At 45.8% G+C, this 16,297-nt stretch carries 22 protein-coding genes; 14 read left to right on the forward strand and 8 right to left on the reverse strand.

Going from position 1 to position 16,297, the window contains the following annotated elements; all coding sequences use genetic code 11:
- The 5 genes from MHM93_RS18830 to MHM93_RS18850 form a co-directional block, all read left to right on the forward strand.
- Positions 1 to 147, forward strand: a 147-nt coding sequence (locus MHM93_RS18830; RefSeq protein ID WP_239450182.1) for an EF-hand domain-containing protein, incomplete at its 5' end; no start/stop codon positions are given.
- 51 nt (positions 148 to 198) lie between these two features.
- Positions 199 to 411, forward strand: coding sequence for a calmodulin (locus tag MHM93_RS18835; protein ID WP_022946909.1), 213 nt, complete (start codon positions 199 to 201; stop codon positions 409 to 411).
- Positions 412 to 446: 35 nt separating this feature from the next.
- Positions 447 to 665 (forward strand): calmodulin, encoded by a 219-nt coding sequence (locus MHM93_RS18840; protein WP_022946910.1) that lies wholly within the window; start codon positions 447 to 449, stop codon positions 663 to 665.
- Positions 666 to 711: 46 nt separating this feature from the next.
- Complete coding sequence (locus MHM93_RS18845) at positions 712 to 930, forward strand: calmodulin (RefSeq protein WP_022946911.1); 219 nt, start codon at positions 712 to 714, stop codon at positions 928 to 930.
- 27 nt (positions 931 to 957) lie between these two features.
- A complete protein-coding gene (locus MHM93_RS18850) occupies positions 958 to 1,173 on the forward strand; it encodes an EF-hand domain-containing protein (RefSeq protein ID WP_022946912.1) in 216 nt (71 codons plus the stop codon).
- Between the two features lie 68 nt (positions 1,174 to 1,241).
- Here the strand turns inward: MHM93_RS18850 and trkA are convergent, their stop codons facing one another.
- Genes trkA through def form a run of 4 tightly spaced genes read right to left on the reverse strand, consistent with a single transcriptional unit; the run spans position 1,242 to position 5,386 of the window.
- Positions 1,242 to 2,618, reverse strand: coding sequence for a Trk system potassium transporter TrkA (gene trkA, locus MHM93_RS18855; RefSeq protein WP_022946913.1), 1,377 nt, complete (start codon positions 2,616 to 2,618; stop codon positions 1,242 to 1,244).
- A 7-nt stretch (positions 2,619 to 2,625) separates the two neighbouring features.
- Entirely contained in the window at positions 2,626 to 3,909 is a 1,284-nt protein-coding gene (rsmB, locus tag MHM93_RS18860) for a 16S rRNA (cytosine(967)-C(5))-methyltransferase RsmB (RefSeq protein WP_239450171.1), read from the reverse strand.
- Positions 3,902 to 4,861 carry a methionyl-tRNA formyltransferase gene (gene fmt / locus MHM93_RS18865; RefSeq protein ID WP_239450172.1) on the reverse strand — a complete coding sequence of 320 codons (960 nt, stop codon included), beginning with the start codon at positions 4,859 to 4,861 and terminating at the stop codon, positions 3,902 to 3,904. Before fmt ends, rsmB begins: the two co-directional genes overlap by 8 nt.
- A gap of 12 nt (positions 4,862 to 4,873) precedes the next feature.
- Positions 4,874 to 5,386, reverse strand: a complete 513-nt coding sequence (def, locus tag MHM93_RS18870; protein WP_239450173.1) for a peptide deformylase — start codon at positions 5,384 to 5,386, stop codon at positions 4,874 to 4,876.
- Between the two features lie 130 nt (positions 5,387 to 5,516).
- On the opposite strand from def, the gene MHM93_RS18875 reads away from it, so the two are divergent.
- The 6 genes from MHM93_RS18875 to hemF all read left to right on the forward strand — a co-directional run bounded on the left by MHM93_RS18875 (position 5,517) and on the right by hemF (position 10,420).
- The gene (locus MHM93_RS18875; protein ID WP_022946917.1) at positions 5,517 to 6,644 is read left to right on the forward strand and encodes a LysM peptidoglycan-binding domain-containing protein; all 1,128 of its coding nucleotides are present in this window, start codon (positions 5,517 to 5,519) and stop codon (positions 6,642 to 6,644) included.
- 46 nt (positions 6,645 to 6,690) lie between these two features.
- A complete protein-coding gene (dprA, locus tag MHM93_RS18880; RefSeq protein ID WP_239450174.1) occupies positions 6,691 to 7,812 on the forward strand; it encodes a DNA-processing protein DprA in 1,122 nt (373 codons plus the stop codon).
- Between the two features lies 1 nt (position 7,813).
- The gene (locus MHM93_RS18885; protein WP_045980674.1) at positions 7,814 to 8,287 is read left to right on the forward strand and encodes a DUF494 family protein; all 474 of its coding nucleotides are present in this window, start codon (positions 7,814 to 7,816) and stop codon (positions 8,285 to 8,287) included.
- Positions 8,288 to 8,348: 61 nt separating this feature from the next.
- The gene (locus MHM93_RS18890) at positions 8,349 to 8,927 is read left to right on the forward strand and encodes a topoisomerase DNA-binding C4 zinc finger domain-containing protein (protein WP_022946920.1); all 579 of its coding nucleotides are present in this window, start codon (positions 8,349 to 8,351) and stop codon (positions 8,925 to 8,927) included.
- A 3-nt stretch (positions 8,928 to 8,930) separates the two neighbouring features.
- Positions 8,931 to 9,494, forward strand: a complete 564-nt coding sequence (locus MHM93_RS18895) for an L-threonylcarbamoyladenylate synthase (RefSeq protein WP_239450175.1) — start codon at positions 8,931 to 8,933, stop codon at positions 9,492 to 9,494.
- 2 nt (positions 9,495 to 9,496) lie between these two features.
- Positions 9,497 to 10,420, forward strand: coding sequence for an oxygen-dependent coproporphyrinogen oxidase (hemF, locus tag MHM93_RS18900; RefSeq protein WP_045980676.1), 924 nt, complete (start codon positions 9,497 to 9,499; stop codon positions 10,418 to 10,420).
- Between the two features lie 127 nt (positions 10,421 to 10,547).
- Here the strand turns inward: hemF and MHM93_RS18905 are convergent, their stop codons facing one another.
- Complete coding sequence (locus MHM93_RS18905) at positions 10,548 to 12,143, reverse strand: nicotinate phosphoribosyltransferase (protein WP_239450176.1); 1,596 nt, start codon at positions 12,141 to 12,143, stop codon at positions 10,548 to 10,550.
- Between the two features lie 10 nt (positions 12,144 to 12,153).
- Positions 12,154 to 13,008, reverse strand: coding sequence for a ribose-phosphate diphosphokinase (gene prs / locus MHM93_RS18910; RefSeq protein ID WP_239450177.1), 855 nt, complete (start codon positions 13,006 to 13,008; stop codon positions 12,154 to 12,156).
- Between the two features lie 181 nt (positions 13,009 to 13,189).
- On the opposite strand from prs, the gene MHM93_RS18915 reads away from it, so the two are divergent.
- On the forward strand, positions 13,190 to 13,888 hold the full coding sequence (locus MHM93_RS18915; protein WP_239450178.1) for an NUDIX domain-containing protein: 699 nt from the start codon (positions 13,190 to 13,192) through the stop codon (positions 13,886 to 13,888).
- Positions 13,889 to 13,960: 72 nt separating this feature from the next.
- Here the strand turns inward: MHM93_RS18915 and MHM93_RS18920 are convergent, their stop codons facing one another.
- Positions 13,961 to 14,419 (reverse strand): group II truncated hemoglobin, encoded by a 459-nt coding sequence (locus MHM93_RS18920; protein ID WP_239450179.1) that lies wholly within the window; start codon positions 14,417 to 14,419, stop codon positions 13,961 to 13,963.
- Positions 14,420 to 14,445: 26 nt separating this feature from the next.
- Here MHM93_RS18920 and aroE point away from each other — a divergent pair, with 26 nt between their 5' ends.
- Together aroE and MHM93_RS18930 are read left to right on the forward strand one after the other, a co-directional pair.
- Complete coding sequence (gene aroE, locus MHM93_RS18925; protein WP_239450180.1) at positions 14,446 to 15,270, forward strand: shikimate dehydrogenase; 825 nt, start codon at positions 14,446 to 14,448, stop codon at positions 15,268 to 15,270.
- Positions 15,267 to 15,515: a DUF1488 family protein gene (locus MHM93_RS18930; RefSeq protein ID WP_022946925.1), complete on the forward strand. Its 249-nt coding sequence runs from the start codon at positions 15,267 to 15,269 to the stop codon at positions 15,513 to 15,515. The genes aroE and MHM93_RS18930 overlap by 4 nt, the downstream gene beginning before the upstream one ends.
- Here MHM93_RS18930 and MHM93_RS18935 read toward each other — a convergent pair.
- Positions 15,487 to 16,035, reverse strand: coding sequence for a gamma carbonic anhydrase family protein (locus tag MHM93_RS18935; RefSeq protein ID WP_239450181.1), 549 nt, complete (start codon positions 16,033 to 16,035; stop codon positions 15,487 to 15,489). The two genes, MHM93_RS18930 and MHM93_RS18935, sit on opposite strands and share 29 nt — an antisense overlap.
- Between the last annotated feature and the right edge of the window lie 262 nt (positions 16,036 to 16,297).

Consider the following 16,297-nt stretch of genomic DNA (forward strand, 5'->3'; position numbering starts at 1 on the left):
GCAGATTTCTCTACTTTAGATGCAGACGGCAATGGCGCTATCAGCAAGCAAGAAGCAGCAGTGGATGCAGAGCTTAGCAAGCACTTCGACAAGCTAGATACCGATGGTAACGGTGAGCTTTCAAAAGAAGAGTTCGAGCAAGCTTAAGCGCTATTCGCTCTTTCTCACGCACTTTATTTCCATTAAGAGGGATTTGTTATGAAAGGTATGACGTCAACAATCGCATTTGTCACTTTAGCTGCATCAAGCGCTGTATTTGCAGCAGATTTTAACGCACTTGATGCCGACGGCAATGGCGCTATCAGTGTTCAAGAGGCCTCCGTCGATGCCGCTCTAATGGAGCAGTTCGATCAACTCGATACAGATGGCAACGGTGAGCTCTCAAAAGCAGAGTTCGAAAAAGCCGAGTAACCCAATTATTTACCAAACAAGGTAAGGAGCAAGTTATGAAAACCATGAAACACACAGTCGCATTAATGGCACTTGTAGGCGCATCTTCAGCTTTCGCATTGGATGCAGATTTCAACACTATTGATGCCGACGGCAACGGCGCTATCAGCATGGAAGAGGCGTCTAAGTATCCTGAGCTTATGAGTCAATTTAAAGACTTGGATACTGACATGAACGGTGAATTATCTGAGCAAGAGTTTGCTAAAGCGCAGTAACGACTGCGCAACACCGGACAACACCACACAGTAAAGAGGATACATTTTGAAAAATTCAACAAAAGCAGTCGCTATCGTAGGTTTAGTAAGCGCATCATCAGCATTCGCATTGGATATGGACTTTAACAGTGTAGACGTAGATAGCAATGGCGCTATCAGCATGGAAGAAGCGTCTAAGTATCCAGAGCTAATGCAGCAGTTCAAGGATTTGGACGCCAATAAAGACGGTGAGCTGAGCGAAAAAGAATTCGCAAAAGCTGAGTAATTTAACGCCAACTAAGAGGAGAGCGTGATGAAAACGACTAACACACTACTTGCTATGGCGATTTTGGCTTCTTCTGCAACAGCTATCGCAGGTTCTACTTTTGATACATTGGATGTCGACGGTAATGGCAGCATCAGCAAGGAAGAGGCAAGTGCAGATGCAGCGATTCTAACTAAATTTGATGAGCTTGATATTGATGGAAATGGCGAGCTATCTAAGGAAGAATTTGCTCACGCTGAGTAAATACCCAGACCCATTAGAGCAACGCAAAAGCAGTCTTAGTCCACCCACTAAGGCTGCTTTTTTATGTATTACAGAAACATTGCGCTGACCTGGAAGAGCTTCTCAACCACATGAATGTGTTTTTTATCTATCAAGAACATAATGACATGGTCACCACTTTGGATCACTGTATCATCATGGGCTATCAGTACGTCATCATTGCGCACGATAGCGCCAATAGTGGTCCCTGCAGGTAGTTTAATTTCAGAGATAGCTCTGCCTACCACTTTAGAGGTGTTCTCATCACCATGGGCTACGGCTTCAATTGCCTCTGCCGCGCCTTTACGTAACGAGTAAACATTGACGATGTCACCGCGTCTTACGTGAGTCAGCAGGGCTGAAATGGTCGCTTGCTGTGGTGAAATAGCGATATCTATTTCACCCCCTTGCACCAAGTCAACATAGGCGCCACGTTGAATGAGCACCATGGTTTTTTGCGCCCCCATACGTTTTGCCAACATCGCTGACATAATATTGGCCTCGTCGTCATTGGTCACCGCAATGAATACATCGACTTGCTCAATATGCTCTTCTGAGAGCAGCTCCTGATCAGACGCATCACCACAAAAAACCACAGTATCATCGAGCATTTCAGATAGTTGCTCAGCTCGTTGTGGGTTACGCTCCAGCAGCTTAACGCTATGGTTTTTTTCCAACGAGCGGGCCAAGCCAGCACCAATGTTACCTCCACCGGCGATCATGATCTTCTTATAAGAACGCTCAAGCTTTTGCAGTTCACTCATTACCGCACGAATATGCTTGGTTGCGGCAATAAAGAAGATCTCATCGTCGGCTTCGATCACTGTGGTGCCCAAGGGTTTGATAGCCTTGCCTTGGCGGTAAATTGCAGCAACACGAGTTTCGACATTGGGAATGTGCTCTTTCAATGCTGATAGCGCATAACCAACGAGTAAACCGCCATAGTAGGCTTTGACTGCGACCAGAGACAACTTGCCATCGGCAAATTGCAGCACTTGTAAGGCCCCTGGGTAATCAATGAGGCGGCGGATGTACTTGGTAACAAGTTGCTCAGGAGCGATATAGTGATCCACTGGCAAATCGTCATTATGGAACAACTGCTGACGATAGCGCAGGTATTGCTCCGAGCGAATACGGGCAATCTTGGTGGGTGTATTAAAAATACTGTAGGCCACTTGGCAGGCTACCATGTTGACTTCATCGGAGCTGGTGACGGCAATAATCATATCAGCATCTTCAGCGCCGGCCTTACGCAAAATATCGGGGTGAGCACTGTGCCCAGTGACTCCTTGCAGGTCATATTTGTCCTGTAGCTCGCGCAAGCGATCGCCATCAATGTCGACAACGGTGATTTCGTTCTGCTCGCCGACAAGGTTTTCTGCCAGTGTTCCGCCGACTTGCCCCGCGCCTAAGATGATAATTTTCATTGCTATATCACTGTTTTATTATTTTTGCGTAATAGAAGCCATCGGTGTCGCCAGGTAATAATTGCCACCCTGGTTGAGCTATAGAGTCTTGCTCGTGCAGTGGGTTATGCTGAGCATCACTATGGCGTGTGAAGAAGGCTTTCATCTGCTCTTGATTCTCTTCTGATAGCACCGAGCAAGTGGCATAAAGTAGAGTCCCGCCCGGCTTCAATAATGGCCAAATAGCATCAAGGATTTGTCCCTGTAGCTTAGCGAGCTCGTCAATATCAGAGTGTCGTCTTAACCATTTAATATCAGGATGACGGCGTATCACCCCTGTTGCTGAACAGGGAACATCCAATAAAATGCGATCAAATTGCTGACCTTGCCACCATGACTCAGTGTCTTGTGCTTGGGCGCAAACAAGTTCGGCATCAAGCTGTAATCGCTGTAAGTTAGCGCGCACTTTGTCTAGGCGTTCAGCATCACAGTCAAGCGCCGCCACTTTTGCATCGGCCAACTCAAGTATGTGACAGGTTTTGCCGCCCGGCGCGGCGCAGGCGTCGAGCACATATTCACCATCTTGTGCGCCAAGCAGCCTCGCGGCTTGCTGAGCAGCTGCATCTTGGACAGAGCTTGCCCCTGCGAAAAACTCTGGTAGTTTCTGCACATCCACTGCTTTTTTAAGCTTTATTGCATCTTGGTAATCGGCAAATTGACTGTACTCGATACCTTGCTTGCTGAGCAGGTGCGCATATTGCTCGCAAGAATACTGACGTTGATTCACGCGTAACCACATGGGCGCTTGCGCCTGGTTTTGGGCAACAATGGTGTGCCAATGTTCTGGGTAGTCGCGCTTAAGTTTTTTTAATAACCAGCCTGGGTGATTATATTTACAAGCATCGATCTGTGTTGCTGCGGCTTCGAGCTCATCGCGTTGGCGCTGAAAATTCCGTAATACGGCGTTAACTAGGCCTTTCAGGCCTGGTGCGCGCATCGCTTTGAGTGCATTAACGGTTTCACCCACTGCGGCATGCTCGGGAACACGCATATGTATTAATTGATACAGGCCAACATAGAGTAAAAACTGATAGACACGACGTTTACCTTTGAGGGGCTCATCCAGCAGTTGCTGACAATAAAATTCTAGGCTTGGCAGGTAGCGTAAGACGCCATAACAAATTTGCTGCATCAAGGCCTTATCTTTTGGATTGAGGTCCCGGCTGTAGCGGGGCAGAGCTGCCGAGAGAGAAACCCCGCGATCGACGACGTGATAAAGTGTGTGCGCCGCTTGGGCGCGAACATTACTCATGGGTTTCGCCTGCAATATGTGCCAAGGTGCTACCTACACTGACCCAATCGGCTCGACCGTTTAAAAAGTCTTGGGCGGACATGGGTTTTTTACCTGGCGGTTGAAGCTCGGTAATGCACAGAGCATGGTTGGTGCAGGCGACCACAATACCGTTTTTATCGGCCCGCAATATTTGCCCTGGTGCACCTTGCTCGGTAACAACGTCGGCTTGCCACACCTTGACGGTATTGCCTTGCATCTTGGTAAAACAAATAGGCCATGGGTTAAAGGCCCTCACGTTGCGAGCTAATTGCTCGGCATCAAGCTGCCAGTCTAACTCCGCCTCTTCTTTTGATAATTTTTTAGCGTAGTTTGCTTGAGCATCGTCTTGGGGCTCTGGCTCTATGGTAGAGAGCTTGGCTAAGGTATCAATTAACGCTGAAGGGCCTAGCTGCGCAAGCTTGGCGTACAATGAAGCTGAGGTTTCATCAGCTGCAATAGGGCAACGAGCAATACTCAGCATATCGCCAGTATCAAGACCTTCATCCATTTGCATAATAGTGATGCCAGTTTCCTTATCGCCAGCCCAGATAGCGCGCTGAATAGGGGCTGCGCCTCGCCAGCGAGGTAAAATGGAGCCGTGGACATTGAGGCAACCTAATCTGGGGGTTGTTAAAATCGCTTTTGGCAATAACAACCCGTACGCAACTACCACCATAACGTCGGCGTTTAGCTCTGCAAGTTGCTGTTGTGCCTGCTCGTCTTTTAGAGAAGTTGGCTGATAAACAGGTAAGTTATGCTCTAAAGCAAGCGTTTTAACCTCACTGGCCTTGAGCTTTTTTCCTCTACCTGCGGGGCGATCAGGCTGGCTGTACACGCCAACCACCTGATGTTCTGAGTCAATAAGTGCCTGCAAATGGCGGGCGGCAAAATCCGGCGTACCGGCAAATACGATGCGAAGAGCTTGAGTCACTGTTTATCCTTGTTACTGAGCTTTTGCGGCAAGACGCGCTTCTTTTTCAAGCTTCTTGCGAATACGTTGGCGCTTCAAAGGAGATAAGTAATCAATGAATAGCTTACCTAGTAGGTGATCTAATTCATGTTGAATGCAAATGGCCAGTAAGCCGTCGGCGTCAAGGCTGAACTCTTCACCTTGTTCATTCAGGGCTTTTACTGTCACCGTTTCAGCGCGATCAACCTTCGCATAGGAGTTTGGAACGGATAGACAACCCTCTTCACTAACCGTAGAGCCGTCTTTATGAGTAATCTCAGGATTAATAAGAACCAACGGCTGGTCGCGCTCGTCGGAAACATCGATGACGACGATACGCTGATGAATATCAACCTGGGTGGCCGCAAGACCAATACCATTTTCATCGTACATGGTCTCTAACATGTCTTTGACGATGATGCGAATATCATCGTTAATATCGGTTACTGGTTGAGCGACTGTGCGCAAACGTTCATCAGGGAATCGAAGTACTTCTAAAAGTGCCATAGCTACCTTATTAAAAATTGTGCTAAATATCGGGTATTGTGTTATGTTTTTATTTTAGCCATTCGTGTGCACCTTTAACAGGTTATTGGGTAATAATTATAATAAAACAAGCTTGAGGAAGCTCATTACAATGATAAAACAGCTATCGGCTGCCGTATTAGCACTTGCGGCTGCTTTTCCATCATTAGCAGATGTTCTAACGGTAAAAGAAAATGCCCCTGAGCAGTATGTGGTAGAAAAGGGAGATACGTTATGGGATATCTCTGCTATTTATTTGGACAAGCCTTGGTTATGGCCAGAGCTGTGGCAAATGAATCCACAAATTGATAACCCTCACCTTATTTATCCGGGTGATACGTTATACCTTGTGTATGACGCTCAGGGTCGACCTCGCTTAGTGATGGAGCGTCCAGAAAACTATCAAAAACTAACTCCCCATGGTCGCAAAACCATGAAGAGTGATAGCGCTATTCCAACTATTTCTTTAGAGCTATTGCGTCCATTTTTAACCTATGAACAGGCGCTAAGTGAAGAGCAAATAGCGGCTCAGCCCTATGTGTTAGGTGCTAACGAGAACGTTAAGCGCCCAACTAAAGGCCACATTCTTTACGTTAAAGGCGATTTAGAACGTAACCGTAACTACGCTATTTACCACAAAGATGATCCTTACATTGACCCACAAACAGAAGAAGTGCTTGGCTACGAGGTGAAGCTTGTTGCTACTGCCCGTGCGTTCCGCTCGGGAGACTTCGATAACGGTGTGCCAGCCTCTGTGTTTGTTAACGATGTGAAGCGTGAAATTAATGCTGGTGACTTCTTACTGCCCGTCAGCGAAGGGCAAAGCTTGCCTGCGTTCTTTAAAATGCGTCGCCCTGACAAGGAAATTGATGGCGAAATTATTGCGTCAACCAATGAGCTGCGTGAATTCAGCAAGATGGACATCGTGGTACTCAATCGTGGCCTGACAGACGAAGTGAAAGCAGGACATATGTTTGATATTCGTCGACAGTCACCCACCGTGGTTGATGGTGATGATGGACCAAGTTATAAAGAAGACGCGAGCACTTACGAGAAAGTTGCGTCTAACATTGAAGAGTCCTTTAATTTCGAAGAGGATGGTGACAACACCACGTGGCATATGCCGAAAGAGAAAGTCGGCGAGCTTATGGTACTGAAAGTACAAGATAGAGTGAGCTATGCTATTGTCACAAAAACGCTACGCCCAATTCGCGTTGGCGATGTAGTCAGTGTTAATTAGTAACAGCTGATCGTACACTGCGTTGGGTTGTGCTCAAGGAGGGAGCATGGCACACCAGTTACCGTTATCATCGGCCTCGTCAGAGGTCGATTTACATTTCCATCAAGCCGCATTACTGGCTTTGCTCTATGTTCGTGGACTCAGCTGCCGCGATGTCAATAAGTTGCTTACGCACGTACCGTTAGCCCGCATGGTTACGGAGCCTGAGTGTTTGCAATGCTACGGCGTAAAAGCGAACATCATTGGAGCCCTTTCAGCACTTAATATTGCTAACTACAAGCGCAAGATTCAAGCATTCAAACATCAAGGTATTGATGTTATAGCCTTGGGTACGTCTGCTTACCCCGAGCTGTTAGCTGAGCTGCCCGATGCACCGCTATTACTGTTTTGCAGAGGCAATACCCAGCTTCTCAAACTACCACAAATCGCGATGGTCGGCAGTCGCAGTGCTTCGCTTGCTGGGAAGCGATGTGCCCAAGAAATAGCCCAGCAATTGAGTGCAGCGGGGCTAACAATCACTTCAGGTATGGCAATGGGCGTAGACGCCATGTCGCATCAGGGGGCACTGATGGCGACAGGTCAAACTGTAGCTGTGCTTGGCACCGGCGTTGATATTTGTTACCCCCGCCGCAATAAAGCTTTACGTGATGATATTTTGGCAAATGGTTTGTTAGTCAGTGAGTTTGTGCCCACAACTCCGGCTCGGGCTATGCATTTCCCTAGACGTAATCGCATTATCGCTGGCTTATCGGTCGCTACTTTAGTGGTTGAGGCTGAGCGTAAGAGTGGTTCATTGATCACGGCTGAACTGGCTGCGGACTATAACCGAGAGGTAATGGCTATACCGGGCTCAATTAATAATCCCTATGCCAAAGGCTGCCATAAGCTAATAAAAGAGGGCGCGGCCTTGGTTGAATCGGCAAAAGATGTATTGCTCGAGTTAGGTTTTTCTGCGCAAAACGGTCTATATATAAAGAGTGAACCTACTTACCGTGAGGATGAAAACAGCATACTTCGTCATATTGGTTACGAGCCTACTTGCGTTGATGACATTGCTAGTAGTGCCGAAGTACCCATTACAGAACTACTGACGCAACTAGTCGATTTAGAGCTGGAGGGGCTAATAGAGAGCACCTCAGAGGGCTATGTAAAAACAGGGGGCGGGTAACATGTTTGATATCCTAATGTATTTGTTTGAAAACTATATTCACAGCGAGAGTGAAATTTTTGTCGAAGAGAACGTACTCACCGACGAATTACGTAAAGCGGGGTTCAACAACAGCGAAATATTTAAAGCACTGGATTGGTTGGAGCAGCTAGCTCAGTTGCAATATAGCGATGAGCGCCCTTATTTGCATAATGCCCCAACTGGAGCATGCCGTATCTATACCGAATACGAAAGTATGAAACTTGATACTCAGTGCCAAGGCTTTTTGATGTTCTTAGAGCAAATTGGCGTTATAAATAGCACAACTCGAGAGATGGTTATCGATCGCGCTGTGGCACTGGACCAAGAGCAAATTGCACTGGACGATTTGAAGTGGGTGGTGCTGATGGTGTTGTTAAGTGTGCCCGGGCAGGAGCAGGCTTATGCACAAATGGAAGATTTAATTTTCGATGACCCGAACCCAACACTGCATTAAGCTTGATCTCTGTGTTGGGGTCAGTATATTGGGCGCAAATTCACCAAAGTGCGAGTAGTGCGTGAGCAAGATCGACCATTCGTTATTTAATGCTAATCAACATGCTCTAGAGAAAGAATACGAAGTGTGTCCCCAGTGTGGTTGTGAGTTGGTGATGCGGCACTCTAAGAACGGTCCTTTTTTAGGGTGCGCAGCCTACCCGAAGTGTGACTTCATTCGTCCTTTGCACCAACATGACACAGCCGTACTTAAGGTATTAGACGATAATCCCTGTCCTGAGTGTGATTCGCCTTTAGCGGTGAAAAACGGCCGCTTTGGCATGTTTATCGGTTGTACCAATTTCCCTCAGTGCCATTACATCGCCGATCAAAAGCAACAGCAGCCAGAGCAAAACCTAGTAACCTGCCCAAAGTGTCATGATGGTCGTTTAACTAAACGTAGTAATAAATATGGTAAAACTTTTTACTCTTGCGATGCTTACCCCAAATGCAAATACAGCTTGAACTATGAGCCCGTGGCTCATGCTTGCCCTCAGTGTGATTGGCCGGTCATGGTCAAGCGTAATCTTGCTGGGGGACCTGTGTTACAATGTCCGCAAAAGTCCTGTGGGCATAAACAAGCTGAGAATGTGGAGAGTTAGAAGGTGCCAGAGCCAATCACAGTAGACCCGGTTGTAGAAAGCTTACAACAGGGTGAGGTTATTCTTTACCCAACAGAGGCCGTGTACGGGCTGGGTTGCGACCCAATGAACCAACAAGCAGTAGAAAAGCTATTGGCTATTAAGCAGCGTCCGGTTGAGAAAGGCTTAATTCTTATTGCCGATAGTTACGGTCAGTTACTGCCTTATGTGGCCGATCACAAAATTCCTATGGATAAGCGCGCTGATATCTTTTCGCAATGGCCAGGCCCTGTCACTTGGGTGATGCCGGCTGCCGCTGATACGCCCAAATGGCTTACTGGCAAGTTTGATAGCATAGCCGTGCGAGTGACCAATCACCCAACTGTGAAGCGTTTATGCCAAGCTTTTGGTGGCCCTTTAGTGTCAACGAGTGCCAACTTAAGTGGCGAGCAGCCGGTTAGTTCAATTGCGGCTGCGAAAGCGGCGTTTGCCGAACAAGTGGGTTGCTATGTTGATGAACCCTTAGGTGGTCAGCAACACCCCAGCACTATAAAAGACGCCCTCAGCGGGCAAACGTTTCGAGGTTAATCATGGCATCACAACTTTTAGCACAAGTGAAAGAATACCTTAAAGCGTTGCAGGATGAGATCTGCGCTGGTCTAGAGCAGGCCGATGGCAAGGCACAGTTTGTAGAAGATGCTTGGCAGCGAGAAGAGGGCGGTGGAGGACGTACGCGCGTTATTCGTGACGGGGCTATTATCGAGCAAGGCGGTGTCAATTTTTCTCACGTGTTTGGTGCGTCAATGCCGGCATCAGCAACAGCACATCGGCCTGAGCTTGCTGGGCGAAGTTTTCATGCGTGTGGTGTCTCATTGGTTATTCATCCGAAAAACCCGCATATCCCAACCAGCCATGCCAACGTACGCTTTTTTATCGCCGAAAAAGAGGGCGAACAGCCTATTTGGTGGTTTGGTGGTGGGTTCGATTTAACACCTTTTTACCCTGAGCGTGAAGATGTAGAGCATTGGCATCAGGTTGCTAAAGATTTATGCGACCCATTCGGGGAGGATGTGTATCCAAAATATAAGAAGTGGTGTGATGATTACTTCTATTTGAAACATCGTGATGAAACTCGAGGTGTTGGCGGATTATTTTTTGATGATCTCAATGAATGGGGATTCGAAAAAAGTTTTGCCTTTATGCAGGCGGTGGGTAATGGCTATTTAGATGCTTATCTGCCGATAGTCAGCAAGCGAAAAGACACTGACTATGACGAACAGCAGCGCCAATTTCAGCTTTATCGTCGCGGTCGTTATGTTGAGTTCAATTTAGTTTGGGACCGAGGCACCTTATTTGGTTTGCAAAGCGGTGGCCGCACAGAGTCTATTCTCATGTCTATGCCACCGTTGGCGAGGTGGGAATATGACTATACTCCCGCCCCAGGCACTGCCGAGGCGAAACTATATGAGCATTACTTAAAGCCACAGGACTGGCTAGCTATGAGTGAAAAATAGATGATTTCACGAGGTTGATAGATTCATCAAGTTGATAAGAACATGACAGCCCTGATAAAGCACGTTCATGTTCTTACCATAAGTAGATAGTGATAGTGTTTGTTAACTGTTGTCCAACCTAAAACCGCTAAACCTGTTGAGCTATTAAGGCTCTGATTTCGTCAAGGGTTGTCTCTTTTAATAACTTACCATCTTCAAAAACAACGTCTAAAAGTCCTTGTTGCTCCTCTTGTTCTGATACGTTATCAAATAGGGTTAGTTCACCATCGATACGTTCTACCTTTAACAACCCTTTTGATGATTTCTTTTTAGCGTCTGTTTTGGGGTCTTTGAAGATTGCTAAACGTTGACCATCCTTTACTACACTTGTGGCTTTAACTGCGGAGCCATGAGTATCTCGAGTTACGTATTGGTAGCTATATGAACCAATGCCTAAAACAACCTTTGATGCGAAGCCTTTGTCCATGAGTCGTTGTAATATCTGACGCTGACGACTTAGGGTGATTGCATCCCCGTAAATTGCGCCAATATGATCGTCCAACAACTTGTATCCTTGAGCCGTAGTCGTGCCACCAAAAATGTCCCAGAGACACTCTATTAAGCCCTTAACTTCGCACTCCATGAGCCTAATGGTCGAATCATTTTCGAATCCAAAGTATTCACCATTAAATCTGTAGGCCTCATACCCTTTCGAAATAGCTTCTTTTTCAGCCTCGCTCTGGTCCTGAAATAGTTCACTGTAATCTGAGACAGGGGAAACTTTGTATCCCGTGAGTATTTTTACAGGGTCTCCTGAGTCAGGACGAATAACTAACGTACCGTCCCGCATCATAATATCGTCTTTTAATTGTGGCAGATAATCAGTGACTAAAGTCCAGAAGTCCCATGTATCAGATACTACGCTTAGTATTCCTTTTGGGGATTGTTCTTTCATTAGGTATTTAAAAAACTCAATTTCTCCCTCCATAATCCAAGAGCAAGTTACCGAGTGTTCTGTTGCATCTACTGAGCAGCCAACCAGTTCTTTATCAACATTTGCATCGTAGTATTTCTCTGCGAATAAAACTGCGGGAATAGTATCTGTGCCAACTAACCCTGATGCTAAATGGCCAAAGCCACTCATGGCAGCTGCATGCTTGCCAAACATTCCCCTAAAGCTGAAGTCATGACCTTGAAATGGTACAAACTCAGCGGGTAATCCCGTTTTAGTTGCAAACTCTTTAAATACTTTGAAATAGGCAACAGAAGTAGTTGCGCTTGTTTGAATTGGCCAATTCTCGCAACTTAACACGGTTTCGATCATATTGGTCAGCCATTGAAAACCCGGTTTTGTATTAACTATTGTGATGGGAGGCACTAAATAAGGAACCAGTGTTCCCTCTGGCAGTGCTTTGATTTTGAGTGGTAAATACCCTAAATCATGAAGATCTTCTAGGTATGTAACATCAACAGAATAGCCAAGCATTGAGCTCATAATTCGCTTATGAGTTGCTACAGCAACTGCTTTATCCTGTTTAAAAAACTCGTTCCACTCTTCTAACAGGTAGCTCTTTATAAAATATTGCAAGCCAACAAAAGCTACTTTGTCATTGTCTGTTATGTTGCTTAGCTTGCCACTTCTAGAAGTATAATTTGCATATACTTCGGTTACACTAGGGTGGTAAGCGCGACTATGAAACTCTTTATAAACATCCTTTTGCATACTTGCAGCTGTAATAGTCATGGTGTTGTCCCTACATCTCAATTATTTGTAAATTTATATCGCTGTTACTTTTAAACTCATTCGCGGGTCTAAAGGAGTCGGTTGTGTAGATATGATCGATCAGCCCCTCAAACACATCGAGTCCTTTGGAAAAAATTCCATGGGTAATGAACAAAGACACTTCTAAAGCCCCCTCATTCTTGAGTACTTTCGCTAATTCAATAAAGGTTCTCCCACCATCACAGATATCATCTGCGATCAGTACATTTTTACCTTTAACATCGCCTAGTACTTCGGTTTTTATTATGTCGCCCGTTTTGAGATCTCTGACTTTGTGAGCTTGAATTACTTCGGGCACTCCATTAAATTTTTCGGAAATCTTAAGTGTCTTTTTGCTAGCACCAGCATCAGGAGAGATTAGCGTTAGTTCACCCACAGATAAGCGTTTGTTTAACTCTTTACACCGTCCCAGTAACGCGACCTGCTCGATATTGGTTACTCGATGTATCAGAGCTGGTGAGACATCACTGTGTGAATCCCAAATGGTTACTTTTGAAAAGTTTAAGCTGTTAATGATATTTGCCATAACAACGGCACCCAATGCTTCACCTTCTACACACACTCTATCTTGGCGAGCGTAGGGAAAATAAGGGATTACAAGCTCAATAGTCGTGCTCTCAGCTGTTATTCTTCTTAAAGCATCAACGGCCATCATTAGCCTGATCACTTTTGATGAGTCGGTTAGCCGTTCAAATATTTCTATTTTTACAGTATGAAGTAATGAGGCTGGGCTGAATCGAATATGTTCTTCACCCCCTGAAAAGCTGAAGTTATCATAATCGAGCTGTGATTTATTACCTGCTGAGTCATAGCTAAGTACTTTCATTTGGCATCCTTTCAATCTTTGTGTCCTACCGACACAAAGAAGGTTATCAAACGTACCTAAATCAAGCAAGATATTTTTTGAGCTAAAGTGCGACTAGTATAGTGGAGCGGTTAACTCTGCTAGTTGAAATTTTTGGGGCTACCAGATATTTTGTCGCTAAGACCTTAGTGTGGATGGGAAAGTGGCTGATAGTTACGATATTAGAAAATATAAAAACCCTCTATTTACAGTTGATAGTGTGTTGTTCACTGTAAAAGATGCGGATTTAAAGGTTTTGTTAGTCAAGCGAGCGAGCGAACCTTTTACCGGTCAATGGGCGTTACCGGGTGGCTTTATTGACATAGATATCGACCATGATGCGGATATGACCGCATTACGTAAATTAAAAGAAAAGACTAACATCACCCCTCAATATTTGGAGCAATTGCATACCTATTCGGGAGTGAGTCGCGATCCACGAGGATTTAGTGTAACCCTGGTCTACTTTGCTCTCGTCGCAGAGGGAAACGCATCAGCACATGTAGCCACAGTTGATGATGTGAAATGGACAAGTGTGGGGGAGTTACAGGACCTACCTGTGGCCTTTGATCATAAATATATTGTAGAGCAGGCAAGGCAGAGGTTGAAGCAAAAGGCTTTGTATTCAATGGTGCCAGTATATTGCTTACCAGAATACTTTACCGTTGGGCAGTTCAAGTCTGTTATCGAAACTATTTTAGGTAAAACCGTACAGCGCAAGACCATTATCAGGCGTATAGAAGCAACTGATATGTTGGAAAAAATGGATGAAAAAGTTAGGTCAGGTGGCCGGTTCGCTCAGTTGTACCGAGTTAAACCAGGCGTAGATATCGTTAATTTTGAACGCAACCTTAGTACATAATCCTTTGGGGATTATTTTATGGTGACTGCTAATTTCGGATAGAGTGTCCCTAACCTAATAGAGATAACATATTTAGTGCTGGTTTATCATATGACTAGCAAGCTGTGCCAATGATTGGCGCAGGTTTTCTCGCAATACTGGGTTGTCAATTTCTTGATCAAGCGCTTTGTTCATACAATGCATCCACTGGTCGCGTAAGCCTTTATCAATAGAAAAGGGCATATGGCGCTGTCTGAGCTGCGGGTGGCCGTATTGTTCTACAAATAAATCAGGCCCACCGAGCCAGCCAGAGAGAAACTCAAAAAACACTTGGCGAATGCGATCTAATGGCTGGGGATGCATATCATATAAAGGTTTCGCGTATTCATCTTGAGCCATAATGTCGTAAAATCGATTAGCTAGAGCACGGGCCCCTGGCTCACCTCCAATCATATCATAAGGGGTTTGTGACACGGTCGGGTGCTCGGTTTTGGCAGCGGTGGTTGATGAATTTGCATCTTTTTTGAGGATGCGTTTAAGTAACTGCTTCATAGCCTGCTCAATTATTAGGAAAGATAATGGATAAATACGCGGTTTTTGGTAACCCTATTAAGCACTCTAAATCTCCCCTTATTCACCAAGCGTTCGCTCGCCAGCAGGAGGTAGAGGTGGATTACCAGCGCATTTTAGCACCGTTAGCAAGCTTTGAGCAGTCGGTGACTGACTTTTTCGCCACCGGTGGCAAGGGAGCCAATGTCACTTTACCTTTTAAAGAGCGTGCTTTTGCTTTGGCTGACACCTTAACTGAGCGCGCGCAATTAGCGGCAGCGGTTAATACCTTAGTGCTTACTCCGCAAGGCAAGTTAATGGGCGACAACACCGACGGCATTGGCTTGGTCAGCGACTTGCAACGGGCCTTTGGTGAGCTGCGCGATAGACATGTATTGTTACTCGGAGCGGGAGGAGCTGCGAAAGGGGCTGTGTTACCCTTAATTGAAAGTGGTATCAGCTCACTCACGATTGCTAATCGTACCGCAAGTAAAGCACAGCAGTTGGCGGAGCGTATAGATAGCAAAGTAGCGGTTCATGGCTGTGGCTTTACGCAGTTAAGTGAAGGCCCTTTTGATATTGTTATCAATTCCACTTCGTCCAGTGTTCACGGTCAGGTGCCTGATATTGATACTAAGGTAATGCAACACTGCCAGTATGCTTATGATATGTACTATGCCGATCAGCCAACCAGCTTTATGCGCTGGGCAGGTGACATAAACAGTTATGTTTCTTGTGTTGATGGTCTCGGCATGCTGGTGGCTCAAGCCGCTCATGCATTCGCCTTGTGGCGTGGTTTTATGCCAGACTGTGAGCCAGTCATTCGTGCCTTAAGAGAGGGGCAGTTAAAATGAATCAAGCTATCCAATTCGTAGACCGTGTAGAGTACATTAATGGTGTACTCACCTTTTACGCTATGGCCAATGGCATGCTAATACCCTGCACTATAGATATGGACAATATCGAACGCAGTGATGCGCTTACACACTTTGCGCAATTAAGATTTGACTACGAAGAGGTCGCGCAGCAACTTATCGAAGATGAGGAGTTTACCGCCGAGGGCCAAGTGGTTATTCCACCACTGGCGCCACTTCGTTAAGATATTCGTCTTTTAAGCGCACATAATTATCTGCGGATACTTTCAAAAATGTACGTTCGTCATCGCTCAGTGGTCGAGCTTGCTTTGCTGGGCTGCCAACATACAGGTACCCAGACTGCAGCGTTTTATTCGGGGGAACAAGCGCGCCACCGGCGATAATCACATCATCTTCGACGGTGACGTTGTCCATGATAATGGCACCCATACCAACGAGAATACGGTTTCCTAACTTGCAGCCATGGAGCATGGCCTTGTGTCCTACCGTGACATCGTCGCCAATGATAAGAGGGTAACCTTTGGGGTTCGCTTTGCTGGCGCGCGTAAGGTGCAATACCGAACCATCTTGAATATTAGTGCGTTTACCAATGCGCATATAGTTTACATCGCCGCGAGCGGCTACCAGTGGCCAAATACTTGCGTTCTCGGCGACCTCTATATCTCCAACCAGCACAGCTGACTCATGAACATAGGCTGTGTTATCAATATTCGGTGCTTTACCTTTGTAGCTTTGTATAGTCATAGTTATCCCTTTAAGGTGATCTTGTTCCACTTTAGCTAGAGCTCTGCCGGAGCACAATAGAGTTGGCGAAAATGTGTTCGGGAGATCGGTTTTCTCCCTAACATGAGGTAATTATAGCGTTAATAACGTAGTAAAAGTGTTTATATAGGCCGGAATTTGAGCGAACGATCCATTTTTTGCAGTTTTCTTTAAAAAAGGGGTTGCGTGGAAATCGAATCTCCCTATAATGCGCATCCACCGACACGGCGGACTGCTTACAAAC

The organism is Pseudoalteromonas sp. MM17-2, assembly GCF_022347945.1.
Classification (GTDB): Bacteria; Pseudomonadota; Gammaproteobacteria; order Enterobacterales; family Alteromonadaceae; genus Pseudoalteromonas; species Pseudoalteromonas ruthenica.